Annotated in this window: 15 protein-coding genes; 9 read left to right on the forward strand and 6 right to left on the reverse strand. The window is 73.1% G+C overall.

Annotation, left to right across the window (positions count from 1 at the left end; genetic code table 11):
* Window positions 1-59 precede the first annotated feature (59 nt).
* The 5 genes from U870_RS0105515 to U870_RS0105535 all read left to right on the forward strand — a co-directional run bounded on the left by U870_RS0105515 (window position 60) and on the right by U870_RS0105535 (window position 7,060).
* Window positions 60-1,301, forward strand: a complete 1,242-nt coding sequence (locus U870_RS0105515) for an ABC transporter substrate-binding protein (protein ID WP_025156414.1) — start codon at window positions 60-62, stop codon at window positions 1,299-1,301.
* Between the two features lie 115 nt (window positions 1,302-1,416).
* Window positions 1,417-2,559 carry a glycoside hydrolase family 15 protein gene (locus U870_RS0105520; RefSeq protein ID WP_025156415.1) on the forward strand — a complete coding sequence of 381 codons (1,143 nt, stop codon included), beginning with the start codon at window positions 1,417-1,419 and terminating at the stop codon, window positions 2,557-2,559.
* Window positions 2,556-4,793 (forward strand): TIM-barrel domain-containing protein, encoded by a 2,238-nt coding sequence (locus tag U870_RS0105525; protein WP_025156416.1) that lies wholly within the window; start codon window positions 2,556-2,558, stop codon window positions 4,791-4,793. Before U870_RS0105520 ends, U870_RS0105525 begins: the two co-directional genes overlap by 4 nt.
* A gap of 195 nt (window positions 4,794-4,988) precedes the next feature.
* Complete coding sequence (locus tag U870_RS0105530; protein WP_025156417.1) at window positions 4,989-5,750, forward strand: FadR/GntR family transcriptional regulator; 762 nt, start codon at window positions 4,989-4,991, stop codon at window positions 5,748-5,750.
* On the forward strand, window positions 5,747-7,060 hold the full coding sequence (locus U870_RS0105535; RefSeq protein ID WP_025156418.1) for an MFS transporter: 1,314 nt from the start codon (window positions 5,747-5,749) through the stop codon (window positions 7,058-7,060). The genes U870_RS0105530 and U870_RS0105535 overlap by 4 nt, the downstream gene beginning before the upstream one ends.
* Before the next feature lie 49 nt (window positions 7,061-7,109).
* On the opposite strand, the gene U870_RS0105540 is transcribed toward U870_RS0105535, so the two are convergent.
* Both U870_RS0105540 and U870_RS0105545 read right to left on the reverse strand, forming a co-directional pair.
* On the reverse strand, window positions 7,110-7,625 hold the full coding sequence (locus U870_RS0105540) for an SRPBCC family protein (protein WP_025156419.1): 516 nt from the start codon (window positions 7,623-7,625) through the stop codon (window positions 7,110-7,112).
* On the reverse strand, window positions 7,615-7,959 hold the full coding sequence (locus U870_RS0105545; protein ID WP_025156420.1) for an ArsR/SmtB family transcription factor: 345 nt from the start codon (window positions 7,957-7,959) through the stop codon (window positions 7,615-7,617). Before U870_RS0105545 ends, U870_RS0105540 begins: the two co-directional genes overlap by 11 nt.
* A gap of 115 nt (window positions 7,960-8,074) precedes the next feature.
* Between U870_RS0105545 and U870_RS0105550 the strand changes: the two genes are divergently transcribed.
* Both U870_RS0105550 and U870_RS0105555 read left to right on the forward strand, forming a co-directional pair.
* Complete coding sequence (locus U870_RS0105550; protein ID WP_025156421.1) at window positions 8,075-8,503, forward strand: hypothetical protein; 429 nt, start codon at window positions 8,075-8,077, stop codon at window positions 8,501-8,503.
* 49 nt (window positions 8,504-8,552) lie between these two features.
* Window positions 8,553-9,395, forward strand: coding sequence for an AraC family transcriptional regulator (locus U870_RS0105555; protein WP_025156422.1), 843 nt, complete (start codon window positions 8,553-8,555; stop codon window positions 9,393-9,395).
* Between the two features lie 415 nt (window positions 9,396-9,810).
* On the opposite strand, the gene U870_RS0105560 is transcribed toward U870_RS0105555, so the two are convergent.
* Complete coding sequence (locus U870_RS0105560; RefSeq protein WP_025156423.1) at window positions 9,811-10,701, reverse strand: NAD(P)-dependent oxidoreductase; 891 nt, start codon at window positions 10,699-10,701, stop codon at window positions 9,811-9,813.
* Window positions 10,702-10,804: 103 nt separating this feature from the next.
* Here U870_RS0105560 and U870_RS0105565 point away from each other — a divergent pair, with 103 nt between their 5' ends.
* Window positions 10,805-11,698 (forward strand): LysR family transcriptional regulator, encoded by an 894-nt coding sequence (locus U870_RS0105565; protein WP_025156424.1) that lies wholly within the window; start codon window positions 10,805-10,807, stop codon window positions 11,696-11,698.
* A 199-nt stretch (window positions 11,699-11,897) separates the two neighbouring features.
* Here the strand turns inward: U870_RS0105565 and U870_RS22375 are convergent, their stop codons facing one another.
* The 3 genes from U870_RS22375 to U870_RS0105580 all read right to left on the reverse strand — a co-directional run bounded on the left by U870_RS22375 (window position 11,898) and on the right by U870_RS0105580 (window position 18,183).
* Window positions 11,898-15,365 (reverse strand): Ig-like domain-containing protein, encoded by a 3,468-nt coding sequence (locus U870_RS22375; RefSeq protein ID WP_162819087.1) that lies wholly within the window; start codon window positions 15,363-15,365, stop codon window positions 11,898-11,900.
* Between the two features lie 257 nt (window positions 15,366-15,622).
* Window positions 15,623-16,432 (reverse strand): inositol monophosphatase family protein, encoded by an 810-nt coding sequence (locus U870_RS0105575; protein WP_025156426.1) that lies wholly within the window; start codon window positions 16,430-16,432, stop codon window positions 15,623-15,625.
* Window positions 16,432-18,183, reverse strand: a complete 1,752-nt coding sequence (locus U870_RS0105580) for a dihydroxy-acid dehydratase (protein ID WP_025156427.1) — start codon at window positions 18,181-18,183, stop codon at window positions 16,432-16,434. Before U870_RS0105580 ends, U870_RS0105575 begins: the two co-directional genes overlap by 1 nt.
* Before the next feature lie 128 nt (window positions 18,184-18,311).
* Between U870_RS0105580 and U870_RS0105585 the strand changes: the two genes are divergently transcribed.
* A complete protein-coding gene (locus tag U870_RS0105585; protein ID WP_025156428.1) occupies window positions 18,312-19,088 on the forward strand; it encodes an IclR family transcriptional regulator in 777 nt (258 codons plus the stop codon).

Here is a 19,088-nt window from a genome sequence, read left to right on the forward strand (position 1 = left end):
CGGCCTCCCTTCACCACCACCTCACCCGAACCCCCTGCATCGAAGGAGATCGCACTCACATGAAGAAGTCACTCGTCGCGACGGTCGCTGTCGCGGCCCTCGCCGCGGTCGGCCTGGCCGGCTGCTCGTCCTCCAGCGGGTCCGACGGCGGCAAGACCACCGTCACCTACTCGAACTTCATCTCGAACGGCGGCAACGAGAAGAACCTCCAGGCCATCGTCGATGCATTCGAGAAGGCGAACCCGGACATCACCGTCAAGGTCACCACCACCGACTACGCCAACTACTTCACGAAGCTGCAGACCGATCTGTCGGCCGGCACGCAGTCCGACGTGTTCGACGTCGACGCGGGCAGCTATGCGACCTACGCGGCGGACGGTGTGCTCGCCCCGCTCGACGGGGTCGACGCCTCGAAGTACCGCACCTCGGTGCTCGACACCTACAAGACGGACGGCAAGCAATACGGTCTGCCGACCTCGTTCTCGAACGTCGTGCTCTTCTACAACAAGCAGCTCTTCGACAAGGCGGGCGTCGCCTACCCGACGAAGGACTGGACCTGGGCCGACGAGAAGGCCGCGGCCGAGAAGCTCACCGACAAGGCGGCGGGCGTCTGGGGCGACTACCAGCCGATCAGCTACAACGAGTACTACAAGGCCGTGCAGCAGGCCGGCGGCCAGTTCCTGAGCGACGACGGCAAGAAGGCCGCATTCGACGACCAGGCCGGCACCGCAGCCGCCGACTGGATCGCCGGCAAGTCGGGCACGGTCATGCCGACCGCGGCCGACGGTGCGGGCACCGCCGACTTCGACACCAACCTGTTCAAGGACGGCAAGCTCGCCATGTGGCACACCGGCATCTGGATGTTCAGCACACTCGGCGACCTGCCGTTCGGCTGGGACGTGCAAGTGGAGCCGGGCGACACGCAGAAGGCCAGCGCGACCTTCTCGAACGCGGTCGTCGTCTCCAAGGACGCCAAGGACAAGGCGGCCGCCCAGAAGTGGGCCGACTACCTCTCCAGCTCCAAGGAGATGGTGGACGTGCGCCTCAAGGCCGGCTGGGAGCTGCCCGCGATCAGCGACGACTCCCTCCTGAAGCCGTACCTCACCGCCGGTGCGCCGGCGAACCGCCAGGCCGTCTTCGACTCGCTCGAGAAGGTCGCCGTCGCCCCGCAGCTGGGCGCGAACTCGCAGAAGATCCAGGACGACGTGACCAACGCCCTCGGTGAGATCGCCGCGGGCCGGCAGAAGACGGCGGACGCCATCCCGACCACGGCCGACCAGGTCGCGGCGCTGCTGAAGTAGCGCCGCGGCGGACCGGCCGCGCCTCCCGCCACCCGCCACCCGCCTCGCGCGGAGGGCGCGGCCGATCCGCCTCCGACCCACTCCGAACACCGCCCCGACGACGGAAGAGCCTTTCGTGCCCCGCTACACCGCATCCCCCCTCGCCGAGCACAGTCTCGCTCTGATCACCGGCCTGCAGACGCCCGAGGGCGCCTACCCGGCCAGCCCGTCCTTCTCCGCCTACGCCGGCTACTGCTGGTTCCGCGACGGCGCGTTCATCGCCGACGGCGTCTCCGCTGCGGGGGAGGCCGCGTCGGCCGAGCGGTTCTTCGACTGGTGCGCCGGTGTGCTGCGCGCGCGGGCCGACCACATCCGGGGGATCGTGGCGGAGACCGCCGCCGGCCGGCCGCCGGCGGGGTCGCGGATGCTGCCGGCGCGCTTCACCTTCGACGGCCGCGACGGCACGGATGAATGGTGGGACTTCCAGCTCGACGGCTACGGGACCTGGCTGTGGGCCCTGGTCGAGCACGGCCGTCGGCACGGGACCGATCTCTCGCCGTGGAGGGACGCGGTCGAGCTCACCGTCGACTACCTCGTCGCCTCGTGGCGACGCCCGTGCTACGACTGGTGGGAGGAGCACAGCGAGCACGTGCACGTCTCGACCCTCGCGTGCGTGGCGGCCGGCCTCGACGCCGCCGCCGACGCGGGCCTCCTCGACCAGGCACGCGAGGCCGACACCCGTGCAGCCACCGACGGCATCCGGTCGCTCGTCGCCGCCGAGGGCGTCCAGGACGGCCACCTCCTCAAGTGGCTGGGCAGCACCGCCGTCGACGGCAGCCTCGCCGCGGCCCTCGCGCCGCTCGGGTTCGTCGAGCCGGGCTCCGGACTCGGCGCGGCCACCATCGATCTGCTGGAGCGGCACCTCACCGTCGGCGGGGGGACGCACCGCTACCTCGGCGACACGTTCTTCGGCGGCGGCCAATGGCCGCTGCTCAGCTGCTTCCTCGGCCTCGCGCAGCTCGCGGCCGGCGACCGGGACCGCGCGGCCGAGCTGTACGAGTGGGCGGCGAGCACCGCGACCGCCGAGCTCGCGCTGCCCGAGCAGGTCGACCGTCACCTGATCGCTCCGCGCATGACGCAGGAGTGGGTCGACCGCTGGGGGCCGGTCGCGACGCCGCTGCTCTGGAGCCACGCGATGCTCCTGCGCCTGGGGGCGGCGCTCGACGCCCGTCCCGCGCCCCTCGTCACCGAACTCGTCCAGGAAGGACCCGCCCGATGATCCGCCACCGCCCCGCCGGCTCCGGCCATCCGTACTCCGTCGATACCGAGCAGCGCTGGCCGGTCGTCCCCGAGGCCGGGGGCGTCGCGACGCTGGGCGTGCGCGCCGACGCGTCCGTGACCGCCGTCTCCGTCGAGCTCGCCCGGACGCCGGATGCCGGCGTCGCCGAGACGGTCGAGCTCCCGCTGGAGCGGGTGGCCACGACGTCCCGCGGCCGGGTCAGCGACGGCGGGCACCTCGCCTCAGCGCAGGCGCGACTGGCGCGTGCGGCGGGCGGCTGGCAGACGACCACGCCGACGCTCGAGGCGGGGTCCACCTATCGCTACCGGTTCACCGCCGTCCACGAGGACGGGCGCAGCGAGCGCACGCGCTGGTTCGCGTTCCGGGCCGCCACCTGGCGCCCCGCCGACGACGCCCTGGTGGTCTCGGGGGTCTCCCGGGTCGTCGCCGGGTCCATCGCCGTGTTCGACGACGGAGAGCGCATCCACCGGGCGCGGTTCGCGATGCCGCTGGGCGCGGAGGAGCACGTCACCGGTCTCGGCGAGCGGTTCGATGCCCTCGACCAGGCCGGGGCCTCCCTCGACTCCGTGGTCTTCGAGCAGTACAAGAGCCAGGGCGCCGAGCGGAAGACCTACCTGCCGATGCCGTTCGCGCACGTGGTGGGCGGCACGGGATGGGGATTCCACGTCGACACGTCCCGTCGCGTCTGGTTCGACTTCGGAGAGGCCGAGGCGGGCATGGCGACGATCGAAGCCGAGACCGGAGCGGACGGCGTGCTCCCGGTGCGGTTCTTCGACGGGTCGCCGGTCGAGGTGCTGAGCGCGTTCCTCGCTGGGGCCGGCCGCGCCGAGGAACTGCCGGACTGGGTGTTCCGGCTGTGGGCGAGCGGCAACGAGTGGAACACGCAGGCCGAGGTCATGCGTCAGATGGACCTCCACCGCGAGCACGGCATCCCGGTCGGGTCGGTGGTGATCGAGGCGTGGAGTGATGAGAGCACCTTCACCGCGTTCCGCGACGCGCGCTACGCCGTGACGGAGGACGGCGCACCGCACCGTCTCGCCGACTTCGACTTCCCGGCCGAGGGCGCGTGGCCGGATCCGAAGGGGATGACCGACGAGCTGCACGCGCGCGACATCCGGCTGCACCTGTGGCAGATCCCGTTGATGAAGATGCGTCCGCACCCGGCCGGGCAGGCCGCGGCGGACGCGGCGGCCGCGATCCGGGAGGACGTGCTCATCCGCGAGCCGTCCCCGTCCGGAGCGCCGCGACCCTACCGCAACCGCGGCTGGTGGTTCCCGCTGTCGCTGATGCCGGACCTCACCGACGAGCGCGCCGCGCGCTGGTGGACCGAGAAGCGCCGATACCTGGTCGAGGAGGTCGGCGTCGACGGCTTCAAGACCGACGGCGGCGAGCACGCCTGGGGCGCAGAGCTGCTGTACCTCGACGGGCGGCGGGGCGACGAGAAGAACAACACCTTCCCGGTGGCATACGCCGCCGCGTACGGCGAGCTGCTGCGCTCGGCCGGCAAGGCGCCGGTCACCTTCAGCCGGGCCGGCTTCACCGGATCGCAGGCGCACGGCGCGTTCTGGGCGGGCGACGAGAACTCCACCTGGGAGGCCTTCCGCTGGTCGATGAACGCCGGGCTGTCGGCGGCGTCGAGCGGCATCGTCTACTGGGGCTGGGACATCGCCGGGTTCTCGGGCGACATCCCGTCCGCCGAGCTCTATCTGCGTGCGATGGCGGCCGGGGTGTTCGTGCCGATCATGCAGTACCACTCGGAGTTCAATCACCACCGCTCGCCCTCGCGCGACCGCACGCCGTGGAACATCGCCGAGCGCACCGGCGACGACCGGGTGCTGCCGGTCGTCCGGAGCCTGGTGGAGCTGCGCGAGCGTCTGGTGCCATACCTGCGGGAGCAGGCGGCCGAGACCGTGCGGACCGACCGGCCACTGATGCGCCCGCTCTACTTCGACCACCCGCACGACCCCGAGGTGTGGCGCACGGAACCGCAGTGGATGCTGGGCTCCGACCTCCTCGTCGCGCCGGTGCTCGAGGCCGGGGCCGCCCGGTGGCCGGTGTACCTCCCGGAGGGGCGCTGGACCGACGTGTGGACCGGCGAGTCCCACGAGGGCGGCCGTCGCGTCGACGTCGCGGCGCCGATCGACCGCATCCCCGTCTTCGCCCGCAGTGGCGCCCCCGGCGGACTCCTCGACGTGTTCCGGACCGGCCGGTGAGCGAGGCGCCTCCCGTGGGCTAGCCACCTCTGCCCGCTGCCTCGCCCCGCGCCTTCCCCGCGCCTTCCCCGCCCAGGGGTCGCAGATCGTCGGAATGGGGCCGCCGGAGCGACGGAATGCGACCCCCATGCGGGCAGTTTTGCCATTTCGGCAACTTTGTCCGACATTTGGACATTTGGTGTTAGCGTGGTCGGCATGCCTCGTCTCGCACCCAGCGTCCCGCTCTCCGAACGCATCGCCCTGCAGCTGCGCCAACGGATCGCCGTCGGAGAGTTCCCGGTCGGCACGCTGCTCCCGACGGAGGTCGAGCTCGCCGAGGAGTTCGACGTCAGTCGCGGCTGCGTCCGGGAAGCCGTGCGCTCGCTCGTGCACGCCGGGATGCTCGGCGCCCGAGCGGGGTACGGGACCTTCGTCGTCGCGACCAGCGACCTCGCTCCCGCCCTGGCCCGGCGGCTCGAGCATGACCGCATCGCGGACGTGCTCGAGGTGCGGCTGCTGCTCGAACGCGAGGGCGCCCGTCTGGCCGCGCTCCGCGCGACGCCGGGCCAGCGCGAGGTGCTCGCGGAGGCGCTGGCCGGCCGGGCCGCCGCACTCGCCACCGGAGACGCACCCGCCTACGCCGAGGCCGACCGGCGGTTCCACCGGGCGGTCTTCGAGGCCTCCGGCAATGTCCTCCTCGCCGAGCTCTACCGTGGCGCGGGCGGCAACGACCAGGCGCTCCTGCACCTCGATTCACCCGACGTGGATCTGGTGGCGCTCGCCGACGACATCGCGCGGATCGATGAGACGCACGTCGAACTGGTCGCGGCGATCGAGGCCCGCGACCCGGAGGCTGCCGCGCGCGCCGCCGAGCGGATGGTGCACGCCGCCCATGAGCAGGCCGGCTTCGAGTCGGCGACCGCAGAGCACGACACCGAGCCGGCGACCGCCGCACCGTCCGAGGAGAACGCCCGATGAGCACCGAGACCCGACCCACGCCCGCGCAGAGCTCGGCCGCGCGGTCGTCCGCCCGCCGCACCCCCGGTGTCCGCCCGCTCCGGCCGGCCCTCGTGGTCGCCGGCCTGCTCCTGGTCGCGGGCAACCTGCGCGCGGGCATCACGACCGTGGGTCCCGTGCTCGCCGAGCTGCAGCACGACCTCGGGCTGTCGTCGCTGACCGCGTCCATCCTGATCAGCCTCCCGCTGCTGGCGTTCGCGTTCGTGTCGCCCGTCGCGCCCGCGTTCGCCCGCCGTATCGGCCTGGAACGCGCGTTGGGCGTCGCGCTGGGCGGCCTGGCCGTCGGGCTCGTGGTCCGATCGCTGCCCGGCCTGCCCCTGCTGTGGATCGGGACCGCCGTGCTCGGCATCGCCATCGCGATCCTGAACGTCGTGCTCCCGGCGCTGGTCAAGCGTGACTTCCCGACGCGCATCGGTCAGGTGACGGGTGCGTACTCGGCCGTTCAGGCCTCCTTCGCCGCCCTCGCCGCCGGCGCTGCCGTGCCGGTCGCGGCGCTGACCGTGTGGGGCTGGCGCCTCCCGCTCGGGATGTGGGCGGGCCTCGCCCTCATCGCCCTCGCCGTGATGCTGCCGCAGTTCCGTCGTCGCACGGTCGTGCCGCCGGCCGAGGACGACGTGAGCCTCGACGACCTGCGCCACCCCCGCACGGGCGCGACGGCGGCGGTCCCCGCCACCGCGGCTCCCGCCGCCACCGCGGGCCGGTCGCCCTGGGGCAGTGCACTCGGCTGGCAGGTCACGGCGTTCATGGGCCTGCAGTCCGTGGGGTTCTACGTGTTCATCACCTGGCTGCCCTCGATCGAGGGCTCGGCCGGAGTGGATGCGGCTGCCGCCGGCGTGCACCAGCTGCTCCTCAACGCGTTCGGCATCGCCGGGAGCCTGCTCGCCTCGGCGCTCATCCCACGGTTCCGCGACCAGCGCCTGCTCGCGGTCGCCGGTCCCACCCTCTTCGCCCTCGCCGCGCTCGGTGTGCTGCTGGCCCCGCAGCTCGGTGGGGTGTGGGGGAGCATGGCCGGCCTCGCCGGCGGCTCGAGCATCGTGCTGGCGCTGTCGTTCTTCGGCCTCCGCACCGGCAACCACCACCAGGCCGCCGCGCTGTCCGGGATGGCGCAGTCGGTCGGCTACGTGCTCGCCGCCGCCGGTCCCATCGCCGCCGGGGCGCTGCACGACGCGACCGGATCGTGGACGCCGGCCCTCGCCGTCCTGGTGGGACTGCTCGCCGTGCTCGCGGTGTTCGGCTACCTGGCCGGCCGGGCGCGCGTGCTCGGCGACTGAGCCGGTTCGCCGCATCCGGCAGCCGAGGGCGCCGGGCGCGGCAGCCGGGTCAGGACGACGGCGCCACGGTCGCGTCCAGCTCGCGCAGGACGCCGGTGGTGAGCTTGTCGAGCGATTGGTGCATGCCCGCGTAGGCGAACACCGACATCAGGCTCCGACTCCAGCCGCGCTCGGTGATCGTGAGCTCGGTGAGGCCGCTGACGTCGCGGAACTCGACGACCGTGCGGATCCCCTGGGTGAAGCCTTCGGGGAGCTGCTCGGCGGGGAGTGGAGTGCCGTCCTCATCGGTGATGCTCTGGGTGAACTCGAGCCGCTCGTGCGGCACGATCGCCGAGTAGACGCCGCCGGTGAAACTCACGGCCCCGCCCTGATACTCGGGCGCCCGCATCCCGAAGACGTACGAACCGCCCACGCGGAGGTCGATCGTCGCGGTGTCGGAGGTGTAGTCCTCCGGGCCCCACCATTCGGTCACCAGTGCGGGATCCGTCCACAGTCGCCACACCGTCGCAACGGGGGCGTCGAGGATGCGGCGCACCACCACATCCGTGGTCTCGTCATTCGTCATCTGCTGTCTTCCTGTCTCGTGTCGTGTCGAGATACGCGGCCATCCGGTCGATGCGCGCGTTCCATTGGCGGGCCCGCTCGGAGAGCCAGGCCTCGACCTCGCTGATCGCCCCGGTGTCGAGTCGGTAGATGCGCTGCTGCGCGCGCCTCTCCACGTGCACCAGACCGGACTCGCGGAGCACCTTGAGGTGCTGCGAGATCGCGGAGGCGCTGCTGGGGAAGGCTCCCGAGATGTCGCCGGCCGCGAGCTCGCCCTGGCGGGCGAGCAGGTCGACGATGGTCGATCGGGTCGGATCGGCCAGTGCGGCGAAAGCGGCGGTCGGGGCGGGGTTCATGGTCACAAGCTACAGTAAGAACTTAATTAAGACAAGAGTGAATTACGAGTCACGACGACGCGCGGGATTTCGGCGGACCGGCGTCATGATCCCGCACGCACCGGGTCTCTCAGGCATGACAGCGTCCGTGCACCACCTCCGCTCCTTCCGGCCGCCGACCGGTGCCGCCGCCATCGTGGCCGTGCTCGACGAGATGACCGGGATGCTCGAGCGCCATGGCCTGCCGGTGTGGGCCGGAGAGCTCGGCGACGCCACGCGCGCACTCCGGGAGGGGCACGCGGAGGGGAGGTCCCGCGTCCGTGCGCTCCTCGACGACCCGGACGGCCTCCGCATCGTCCGCGTCGGCTTCGGCACGCCGGCCGCCATCACCCGGTGGGTGTCGCTCTGCGACCAGCTGGCCGAACTGCTGCATCCGGAGGCCGACGCGGCTCGGATCAGCGGTGGAGGCGAGCGCCGGGCGCCGGCGGGTGCGCCGGATGCGACGGACGAGCCCGGCGCCTCCGAGCACTGGGCGCCCGTGCTGCCGCTGCGGCGCCAGGCGTAGCCCCGGCCTCTGCTCCCGGCCGGGCGGCATCCCGTAGGCTCTGTTCACCATGAGCGAGGGCCCGTCCGTCCAGGAGCCGGCGCCGGCGGGATTCGGCTTCCGTCGGCGGTCGGCCGGCGATGCCGTCGAGACCTGGGACGTGACTCTCGACGGTGTCGGGTTCGCCCGGCACCGCCACGAGACGTACGGGATCGGCGTGACCCTCTCGGGCGTCCAGCGCTTCTTCTATCGCGGTGCGCACCACGCCGGTCTGGCGGGGGAGTGGCACATCCTCCACCCGGGGGAGCTCCACGACGGCATGCCGGGCGACGCCGCCGGGATCGCCTACCGCATCTTCTACGTCGACCCCGCCGCGATCCGCGAGGCGGGCGGGGTGCGGGCACTGCCGTTCGTCCCCGACCCGATCGCCCGGCCGGGGAGGCTGCCGCTCCCGGGAGCGGAGACCGTCGCGCGCTGGTCCGCTCCCGACGACGAACTCCAGGAGGCGGAGATCGTCGCGACCTTGGCGCGGATGCTCGTCACCGCGTCCGGCGGCCCTGCGTCCGAGCCGCCGCGCAACGTGGACCTCCCCGCGGTGCTCCGCGTCGCCCACGCCCTGCGCGACGCCCCCGCGGACGCCTGGGGCGCGGCCCGCCTCGAAGCCCTCTCCGGGCTCAGCCGTTGGGAGCTCGCCCGCCAGTTCTCCGCCGCGCTCGGCACCTCCCCGAGCCGCTACCGATCCGCCAGCCGGGTGCGCGCCGCCCGCCGCCTGCTCGCCGAGGGCCGTTCGCTGGCCGACACCGCCGCGGCCGCCGGCTTCAGCGATCAGGCCCACCTCACGCGCGTCTTCCGCGAGACGCACGGTGTCACGCCGGGCCGCTGGCGCGCTGCGCAGCACCGGCCCGCCGTCTGAACGCGCCCGTCGACGCCAGGCCCCTCCGCCGGCGCGCCGCTCGGCATGCCGTTCTTCCGGAGAATGCGCGTTGCCGGGCGTGGATCTCCGGACCTGTTCTGGGTGGGCGGCGTGTCGTGGCGGGGCTCCGTGTCTCCGGAGGTTCTGCGGGTTCGGGCGTGGATCTCCGGATCTGTTCTGGGTGGGCGGCGTGTCGTGGCGGGGCTCCGTATCTCCGGAGGTTCTGCGGGTTCGGGCGTGGATCTCCGGAGCTGTTCTGGCCGGGCGGCGCGGCGGAGGGCGGGGCTCCGTGTTTCCGGAGATCTGACGCATTCGGGCCCAGATCCCCGGATCCACTGCGAGTGGGCGGCGTGTCGGCGTTGGACTCCGTACGGACGGAGACTGACCCGGGCGCAGGCAGGGGCGCGGTCGCGCGTCAGCGACCCGGGGCGCGCGCCGCCAGTGCGGCGATCACGGCGACCATGTCATCGTCGACGCGGCCAGAGGCGGCGGTCTCGGCGAACAGCGTGCGGCACACCGCCATCAGAGGATGGGCGGCCCCGGCCTCCCGGGCGGCGTCCTCGATCAGGGTCGCGTTCTTGAGCACGTCGCCGATGGCGGCCTGCGGCGCGAAGTCGTGGTCGACGAGTTTGGTGGACTTGATCCGGGAGACCGTGGAGGCCATAGGCCCGGCGTCCAGCACATCGCGCAGAATGCGCGGATCGGCTCCGACGACGTCGGCGAAATGGAACGCCTCGGCGAGGCCGGTGACCAGGGCGATGAGGAAGGTGTTGACCGCGAGCTTCATCGTGAGGGCCGCGGGCACCGCTCCGCAGGAGAAGCGCTGCGCGCACATGACGTCGACGAGGGGCGCGACCTCGGCCAGCGCGTCGTCGGGTCCGGCGAGCATGGCGACGAGCGTGCCGTCGATCGCCGGGCCCCGCGACCCGGACACGGGCGCCTCCACGTAGCTGCCGCCGGCGGCGCCGATCTCGTCCGCCAGTGCGCGCGAGTATCCCGGCGTGACCGTGCCCATCTGCACGACGACGTGGCCGGCCACCCGATCCCGGAATGCGCGACCGCCCCGGCCGAGCACGTCGTCGATGGCGCGCTCGGTGGCCAGCATCAGGATGACGATGCGGCAGCGGGAGAAGAGGTCGTCGAGGTCCCGGGCGACGGCGGCGCCGTGGCCGGCCAGGTCAGCGGCGGGACCGTCGGAGCGGTTCCAGACCACGAGGTCCGTTCCGGCAGCCACCAGGTTGGCGGCCATCGGGCCGCCCATGATGCCGAGTCCGGCGAAGCCGACGGGAGTGGACGATGCCTGCATCGCTCCAGCATCGCGCTGCGGCGCGACGGACGTCTTGAACGGATGTGCGCCGGCCAGGACTATCGTGGAACGGGCCACAACCCCGTCTTGTGTCAGGAGCCCGATGCGCGCACCCGATCCGGAGAGTCTCCGCCTGCTCGTCGGCGTCGCCGCGACCGGAAGCGTCTCGCGCGCGGCGCGGGAGGCGGGCGTCTCGCAGCAGGCCGCGTCGGCCCGCATGGCGGCGCTCGAGCGCGACCTCGGCGTCCCGCTGCTGACCCGCACCCCGCACGGGACGCGCCCGACCGAGGCGGGTGCGCTCGTCGTCGAGTGGGCGGGCGAACTGCTCGCCGCCGTCGACCGGTTCGCCTCGGCCGCCTCCGCGCTGCGCCCTCCGGGGCCCGGGAGCGTGCGCGTCGCCGCCAGCATGACGATCGCCGAGCAGCTCGCGCCCGGCTGGATCACCGGACTGCGCGCGGCCGAGCCGGAGGTGCGGATCGAGCTCACCGCCGCCAACAGCGTCGCCGTGGTGGAGGCCGTGCGTGGCGGCGCGGCGGACCTCGGCTTCATCGAGACCCCCGACCTCCCCGCCGGTCTCGCTCACCGCCCGATCGCGACCGACGAGCTCGTGGTCGTGGTCGGGCCGGGCCACCCGTGGACGCGCCGACGCTCGGGGGTGACGGCGGCCGAGCTCGCGGCGGCACCGCTGGTCGCCCGCGAGAGCGGTTCCGGCACGCGGCTCGCTCTGGAGCGCGCGCTCGCGGACGCCGGCCTCGCACCGGTCGCGCCCGCGCTCGAACTCTCGACGACGACCGCCATCCGCTCGACCGTCGCCGCCGGCGCGGGGCCGGCCGCGTTGAGCATCCTGGCGGTGCGCGAGCAACTCGCCGACGGGACGCTCGTCCAGGTGCGGGTGCGCGACCTGCGGGTCATCCGGCCGCTCACCGCGATCTGGCGCGGCGGGGCGGAGCCGTCGAGCACCGCCGCCGCCCACCTCCTGCGGCTCGCCTCGCGCTGAGACCGCGTCCCCGCCCTCGCCCCCCGCGAGGTTCACGACGGTGCGCCCATTCCGGGCGAATGACGACGACGACGTGAACCTCGCAGGGTGCGGACCGCCCACACGCGAGGGCGCCGCATCCCGCCCGAGGGATGCGGCGCCCCGCTGTCACGGTGCCGTCGGCGTCATGCCGGGTCCGGCGCCGGCCGGCGCCGCGGCGTCACTCCGCGGTCCGGCGGCGACGCGAGACGACCACCAGGCCGCTTCCGGCGAGCAGGACCGTCAGGCCGGCCAACAGCCAGAGCCCGATCGCCGATCCCGTCTCGGCCAGCGAGCTGGAGCCGGTCGACGCGGTGTCCGTGCCCGACCCCGCACCGGAGCCGCCGTCCGAGCCGCCCGTGGCTGCCGCCGGGGCGACCGTCACGGTGATCGGGTCGGACGTGGACGCGCTCGCCGTGGCGGTGCGCGCGAACGAGGCGGTGATCGCGTGTTCGCCGGCGGTGAGACCGGCCGGCAGGGTCAGCGTCGCGACGCCGTCCACCAGCTCCACCTCGCCGAGCACCGTCGGTGCGGCAGGGGCCGCCGCGGCGACGACGGCCGCGAAGGCCGAGGTCCGGGCGGCGGGTGCCGCCACCGGCTCGACGCCGTCGAGGAAGCTCACCGTCCCCGTCGTGTCCCGTCCGGTGACGGTCGCGGTGAACGTGACCTTCTCCCCTGCGGTCGGTTTCGCGGGTGTCGCCGTGAGGGCCGTCTCCGTCGGCGCGAGGACCGAGACCGCGACCGTCGCCGTCCGTCCAGAACCGGAGCCCGTCGCCCGGGCATCGGCGGGGCCGAGGTCGGCGTCCTCCGCAACCGGGACCTCCATCGATGCGGTGCCGTCGGCGTCGGCGACCCGGGTGCCGAGATCGGTCTCGCCGTAGCGGAACGCCACGGTCTCGCCGACCCGGTAGCCGGTCGCCCGCAGGGTGAACGAGCCGCCCGGGGCGACGTCGTCCGCCGACGCCTCGAGCGGCACCGGGGTGGTCGCCGCGGCCAGCTCGGCGCACACGTCGCCCTGCACGCCGACCGGGGCCAGTGCCGGCACGCTGCCGGTGACGCCGTCGTCCTCGCGGACGGTCAGGTTGGCGAACGCCCCCGCGCCCATCACGGCGTTCGTCGTGTTCGTCACACTCACTTTGAAGGCCGAACTCGGCGATGCGGACGGCGCCGCGTTGCCCAGCGTCGGAACGGTGACGGCCCGGCAGGTCTCGCCGGGGGCGAACGCGACCTTCTCCATGCCGATGCCGACCAGCCCGGTCGCCGATCCGATGACGCTGACGTAGGCGGTGACGGCGGACTTCTCGGCGCGGTTCAGGTAGACGGCGACGTCCGCCGTTCCGGGACCGCCGCCCTCCTCCACCGTCGTCGGGGCGACGTTGACCGTGGTCCGGGTCTGGACGACGGCGGTCCCGACCGACGGGGTGTCGAAGGCGAGATCGGACAGGTAGACGCCGCCCGTTCCGGTGCCGTCGGCCCCGACCTTGGCCGTGAACCGCACCTCGCGCACATCGGTCAGGTCGATGCCGGTGATGCTGGAGGTCGGGATGGTCAGCTGCTGCAGGACGACCTTGTTGAGGGTCGTGTTGGTGCCACCGGGCATGCGGTTGATCGCCAGTGGGTTGACGGCGGACGCGGCGATCGCGAAGGTCTTGCCCGCACCGTCCACGACGGTGATCGTGAAGTCGGTGCCGGTCTGCACCGCCTCGTCCGGCGCCGTCTTCAGGGTGAGCTGTGCTCGGCGGGAGACGTCGCGGAACTTCGCCGGGACGGTGACGCGCAGTTCGCCCGTGCTGGGCACGGCCGGGTCGGTCGTCGAGGCGCCGGTCCAGAGGAAGCGCGTCACGGGGAACTCGGGGACGTTCGGAGCGAACGATCCCGGCGTCCAGTGCGGCACCTGGGCCGAGGCCTTGGTCGTGGCGCAGTACGGGAGCGACTGCGGCACGGTGCGGCCGGTCAGGTTGGTGCAGACCGCGGCGGTGGCACCTCCCGAGACCCGCACGAGCGAGCTGGTCTCGGTGAAGTCGGTGACCAGGGCGGTCTTCGAGGCGGGCTGGGACGCCATCGTGCGCACATCGGCGTACGGGGTCGCCGTCGTGGACGGCTTCACCGACCCGTCGAACAGCGACTGGAACTGCGTCTCGCCGCCCATGGTGAGGCGGAAGAAGCCGGTCATGTAGCTGACGCCGACCTGGTACTGCTGGGCGGCCGTCATGCGCGTCGGGTTGTTCGTCGCGCACGTCGACGTCGTGTCGGTCGTGCGCCAGTCGTCGCCCGTCGCCGCCGGGTAGAGGCCGGGCGTCCACACGGTGTTGAAGAAGTTGTGGTTGGCGCCCATGACCCAGACCGCCGAGCGGAGCACGTCGTCGTCGAACGCGTGACGCGAGTCGTCGATGAAGTGCTGGCCCTGCTGGTTGGAGACGTCGCCGTCGCAGTAGGGGAGGAACACCGCCGTCGGCACGTCGGGCAGCGTCATCCGGCCGAAGTCGACCGGGGCGAGCGGGAGGACCGACTCGATGCCGTAGGGCGTGGCCAGCGCCTCGTTGAGGGTCGCGGCCGAGACCACGCCTTCGCCGCCGCGGGAGTGGCCCATGATGCCGACGTGGCCGAGGTCGAAGCGGCCCTTCAGCGAGGAGGCCGTGACGCCCGATGCGGCCGCCGGCTGGTCGGTGCGGGTGGTCGCGCGGACGAGCGCCTCGTCCAGGGTGCGGGTCGTCGTAGTGCTCGGGACGGTGTCCGTCGCCGTGGTGATGTCGTCGTACGCGACCGCGTCGCCGGTGTTCGCCTTCTCGAGCATTCCGAGCGTGTCGAGGATGAGCCGGCCGCGCGCCTGAGCGCCGTAGTCCAGGGCGAGCTGGTTGTCGTTCGAGTTGACCGAGTTGGCGGCGATCGACAGCACGTTGTAGCCGTGGGAGGCGAGCGCGCGAGCGGTCCCCTCGTAGCCGAGGTAGGAGCGGATGTTCATCTGCGTCGGGCCGCACGGCCAGCGCAGCGGGTTCGCGCCGGTGCCGGAGCAGGAGGTGTGGCGGCCGTGCAGCAGGACGACGGTCGGCCGGGCGCCGGTCGCGCTCGACAGGTACATCTTGCCGGTGAGCTCGCCGCGGATGCCGCCGATGGCGGCGAGCGGGACGGCCTGGTCGCCGAAGTCGTACTCGGCCTCGGTGACCGCGTACGCACCGGCGGTCGACGGGTCGTCGACCGCCGCGAGGGTCGCGAACGACCTCAGCTGACGGGTGAGTGTTCCGTTCTCGGGGACGGCCGGGGTCGCGGGGGCCTCCGGGCTTTCGGCGGCCTTGTCCTCTTCCCCGCTGGACCAGCCCTTGGTGACCGAGGAGGCGTGCGAGACCGCCGGGTCGGTGGTCACGACTCCGAGGGTCAGGCCGTCGGCGGACTCGGTGGCGAGACCGATCGGCTCGCCGTCGACGATCAGGGTCGGGGCGTCGTCGATCATCGGAAGCGGCTCGTCGAGGTCGAGGGTGACGAGGTATCCCCCGGGAGCGGTGGTGACGGACCAGTCGTCCCCGGAGGCGACGACGGGATCGGGGGCCGGGGCCGCGAGCGCGGCGGGGGCCGTCGTCAGGGCGACGACGGGGATGAGGGCGGCGGCGACGGCGAGGGCCATCCGACGTCGCGCAGACAGGCGTGTGGGCACGTTTCTCCTAGCTCGAGGGCGTGGGGGAGTCGCCCGGGCATGGCGAAGCAGCCGGTCCGGGCGGCGAGGAGGAGCACGAGAGCCGGGCTGAACGGTCTCTCAGAATGGAGGTTATGGCTCCCTCGGAGGCCGGAGGTGTCGCGGAAACGGACTGGTAACACAACGTTTACGGCGGGCGAATAAAGCCGACGCGCGTGATCAGAACGGACTCTCGCCTGTCAAGACCGTTGCCGCCCCAGTGCGGGGGTGGAACGCGGTCAATGCTCCTGATCGCCGAGCAGCTCGCGCAGTGGCGTGATGAGTGCGGGCGCGGACGCCAGCACCAGCTCGTCGTCCGGCGTGCCGCCGCCCGGTCCCTCCACGACCCCGCCCGCCTCGCGCACGATCAGCGCCCCGGCGGCGTAGTCCCACGGGCTCAGTCGGCGCTCGTAGTAGGCGTCCAGCCGGCCGGAGGCGACGAGGCAGAGCTCCGCTGCTGCGGAGCCGCCCATCCGCAGGTCGCGCACGGAGGGGGCGACCCGGGCCACGTCGGCGGCCTGACCGACCCGCGCCACCCGGTCGTAGCCGAATCCGGTCGCGAGGAGGGCGAGCTCGAGGCGGTCTTCGCGGGAGCAGCCGATCGGACGGCCGTCCGCCGTCGCCCCGTTGCCCTCGCTGGCCGCATAGGTCACCTGCTCGGTGCAGACCACCACCGCACCCACCAGTGCGCGCCAGGCGTCGGGGGCGGCCGGTCCGGACACGGCCGCTATGCTCACCGCGTATGGGCCGGCCTCGTAGAGGTAGTTCACGGTGCCGTCGAGGGGATCGACGATCCAGGTCACCCCGCTGCTGCCCGCGACGGCCGTGCCCTCCTCGCCGATGAAGCCGTCTTCGGGTCGGGCGGCGAGGATGCGGCGGCGGATGAGCTCCTCCGCCGTGCGGTCGGCCTCGGTGACGATGTCGAGCAGCGACGACTTCGTCGCGGCGACGGTGACGCCCACGCTGCGCCGCTCCCGCAGGAGTGCTGCGGCCTCCTCCGCCGTCCCGGTGGCGAGTGCGAGCAGCGTGCTCATGTCGTGGTCGGTCATCAGGAACGTCCAATCTCTGGTTGCACGGGGGTGCGGGCCTCGGGCCCGGCGGGGACGAGGAAGTCGAAATCGCACCCGGCGTCGGCCTGGAGCACGTGCTCGCGGTAGAGCAGCGGCCAGCCGCGCAGGTGCACCGACGACGCGGCGGGGACAGGCTGGGGCTCGGCCCGCCGACGCTCCAGCTCCGCGTCGTCGACGTCGAGGTCGAGCCGGCGCGACGGCAGGTCGACGACGATGACGTCACCGGTGCGCACAAGACCCAGCGGTCCGCCGTCGGCCGCTTCCGGAGTGACGTGGACGATGCAGGTGCCGAACGCGGTGCCGGACATCCGGGCGTCCGAGATCCGGACCATGTCGCGCACCCCCTGCTCGGCCAGGCGGCGCGGGAGGGGGATGACGCCCCATTCCGGCATCCCGGGAGCGCCCTTCGGCCCGGCGCCCGCCAGTACGAGCACGGTGGAGGCGTCCACCTCCAGGTCCGGGTCGTCGAGTCGTTCGATCATCTCGGGATAGGAGCGGAAGACCAGTGCCCGGCCGCGGTGGCGCAGCAGATCGGGGGTCGCGGCCGAGACCTTCACGAGCGCGCCGCGTGGAGCCAGCGTGCCGGTCAGCACGGCGAACGCGCCTCCGCTCGCGATCGCGTCGCCCGGCTGCCGGATGGGCAGCTCGTCGCCGACCCGGCGGGCCGGTGCGACCGCGGCGGACCAGGGCGTCCCGGCGGCGGTGGCCGCCTCCGTGTCGATCAGGTCGCCGAGTGCGTGCAGCAGGGCGGGCACGCCGCCTGCCGCGTCGAAGTCCTGCATCAGCAGGCCTCCGGACGGTTCGACATCGGCGAGCACCGGGGTGCGGCGGGCGAGCTCGTCGAACAGCCCGAGGGGCAGCGGGAGGCCGGTGCGGCCGGCGATCGCGATGAGATGCAGGACGACGTTGGTGGATCCTCCCGCCGCGTTGAGCGCGACGATCGCGTTCCGGACGGCGGCCGGCGTGAGCATCCGCGACGGCGTCCGGCCGGCGCGGACGGCGGCGACCGCCTCCCGGCCGGAGGCGATCGCCGCCAGGGAGCGCCGCGGATCGGCCGCCGGGATCGTCGAGGTCCCCGGGAGCACGAACCCGAGCACCTCGGCGACGATGGCCATCGACGACGCCGTTCCCAGGGTGTTGCACGCACCCGGACCGCAGGACAGCGCGGTCTCGAACGCGGCCCACGCGGCATCGTCGAGCGCACCGGCACGTCGGTCCTCCCATGCCCGCCACAGGTCCGTCCCGGTGCCGACGCGGCGACCGCGGAAGACGCCGGCGGGACGTGCCCCGGCGTTGACGACGAGCGTGGGCAGGTCAGCGCTGACCGCCCCCATCAGGGCTCCCGGGATCGACTTGTCGCAGTTGCCGAGCAGCACCAGGCCATCGAGCGGGTACGCGCGGGCGTACTCCTCCACCTCCATCGACAGCAGGTTGCGGTAGAGCATCGCGGTCGGCTTCATCAGGTCCTCGCCGAGGCTCATCACCGGCAGGGTCAACGGGATGCCCCCGGCCTCCGTGACGCCGCGGGCGACCTCCTCGGCCAGGGCCCGCAGTGGCAGGTTGCACGGGTTGACCGGAGACGAGGAGTCGGCGATGCCGATCACCGGGCGCGGGTCGGCCGGGTCGATCTCGATGCCGACGTTGCGCAGCGCGACCCGGTGCATCACCGCCACGTCGTCGTGCCCGGCGAACCAGCGTGCGCTGCGCAGGGGAGCGGATGCGGCGGTCATGAGGCCTCCTCGAGAGTTGAACAATGGATGGACGATCGACGACGCTGCTCCCGCCGACCGCCGGTCGCGCCTACCCTGGGCAGAGCCAGAACGCCGTTCGGCAGAGTCGAACCCGGAAGGAGGGTCGGATGGCCGCCGTCGAGACCGCACGCGACTACACCGTGGGGAGCGTGGTGCGCGCTCTCCGGCTCATCGACATCGTCGCCGACGGCCCGGAGGGCGGAGTGACGCTGACCGAGCTGACCCGCAGCCTGGGCACGTCGAAGAGCTCGGCCTACGCGCTCGCGCGCACCCTGGTCGACGCGGGCTACCTGCGCGACGTGCAGCCGGGGCCGCGCTACCGGCTCGGGATCGCGCTCGTCCGGCTCGGCGATCGCGCCGCGGCCTCCCACCCCGTCGAGGGCATCGTGAAGCCGATCCTGCACGAGATCAGCCGCCGCACCGGCATGACGGCGCGGGCCGCGATCGACGACGACGGCTACCCGATGTTCATCGCCCGGGTGGATGCGCCCGGAGCCATCCGCTTCCACACCCCGCTCGGCGTGCGCGAGCTCCCGCATACCTCCGCGGCCGGCAAGGTGATCCTCGCCGCGCACCCCGAGGAGGACGTCGACCGTGTGATCGGGGAGACCGGACTCCCGGTTCGCACCCGCAAGACCATCACGACGCTGGACGGGCTCAAGCGCGATCTCGACGTCACCCGCGCTCGCGGCTACGGGATCGACGACGAGGAGGACCAGGACGGCGTCTTCTGCCTGAGCGTCCCGATCCTGCGCCGCGACGGCGGTGTCTTCGGCGCGCTGTCGGTGACCGGGATCAAGTCGGGCACGTCGATCCGGCGGCAGACCGAGCTCGCGAACATCCTGCGCAAGGCCGCGTCGCAGGTCGCGGCGCAGGCCCTCTGA

It is taken from the genome of Leifsonia aquatica H1aii (assembly GCF_000633535.1).
Classification (GTDB): Bacteria; Actinomycetota; Actinomycetes; order Actinomycetales; family Microbacteriaceae; genus Leifsonia; species Leifsonia aquatica_A.

Coding starts and splice junctions, on each gene's coding strand:
- U870_RS0105515 (WP_025156414.1), top strand. CDS start 60: ATGAAGAAGTCACTCGTCGCGACGGTCGCTGTCGCGGCCCTCGCCGCG.
- U870_RS0105525 (WP_025156416.1), top strand. CDS start 2,556: ATGATCCGCCACCGCCCCGCCGGCTCCGGCCATCCGTACTCCGTCGAT.
- U870_RS0105530 (WP_025156417.1), top strand. CDS start 4,989: ATGCCTCGTCTCGCACCCAGCGTCCCGCTCTCCGAACGCATCGCCCTG.
- U870_RS0105535 (WP_025156418.1), top strand. CDS start 5,747: ATGAGCACCGAGACCCGACCCACGCCCGCGCAGAGCTCGGCCGCGCGG.
- U870_RS0105540 (WP_025156419.1), bottom strand. CDS start 7,625: ATGACGAATGACGAGACCACGGATGTGGTGGTGCGCCGCATCCTCGAC.
- U870_RS0105545 (WP_025156420.1), bottom strand. CDS start 7,959: ATGAACCCCGCCCCGACCGCCGCTTTCGCCGCACTGGCCGATCCGACC.
- U870_RS0105550 (WP_025156421.1), top strand. CDS start 8,075: ATGACAGCGTCCGTGCACCACCTCCGCTCCTTCCGGCCGCCGACCGGT.
- U870_RS0105555 (WP_025156422.1), top strand. CDS start 8,553: ATGAGCGAGGGCCCGTCCGTCCAGGAGCCGGCGCCGGCGGGATTCGGC.
- U870_RS0105560 (WP_025156423.1), bottom strand. CDS start 10,701: ATGCAGGCATCGTCCACTCCCGTCGGCTTCGCCGGACTCGGCATCATG.
- U870_RS0105565 (WP_025156424.1), top strand. CDS start 10,805: ATGCGCGCACCCGATCCGGAGAGTCTCCGCCTGCTCGTCGGCGTCGCC.
- U870_RS0105575 (WP_025156426.1), bottom strand. CDS start 16,432: ATGACCGACCACGACATGAGCACGCTGCTCGCACTCGCCACCGGGACG.
- U870_RS0105580 (WP_025156427.1), bottom strand. CDS start 18,183: ATGACCGCCGCATCCGCTCCCCTGCGCAGCGCACGCTGGTTCGCCGGG.
- U870_RS0105585 (WP_025156428.1), top strand. CDS start 18,312: ATGGCCGCCGTCGAGACCGCACGCGACTACACCGTGGGGAGCGTGGTG.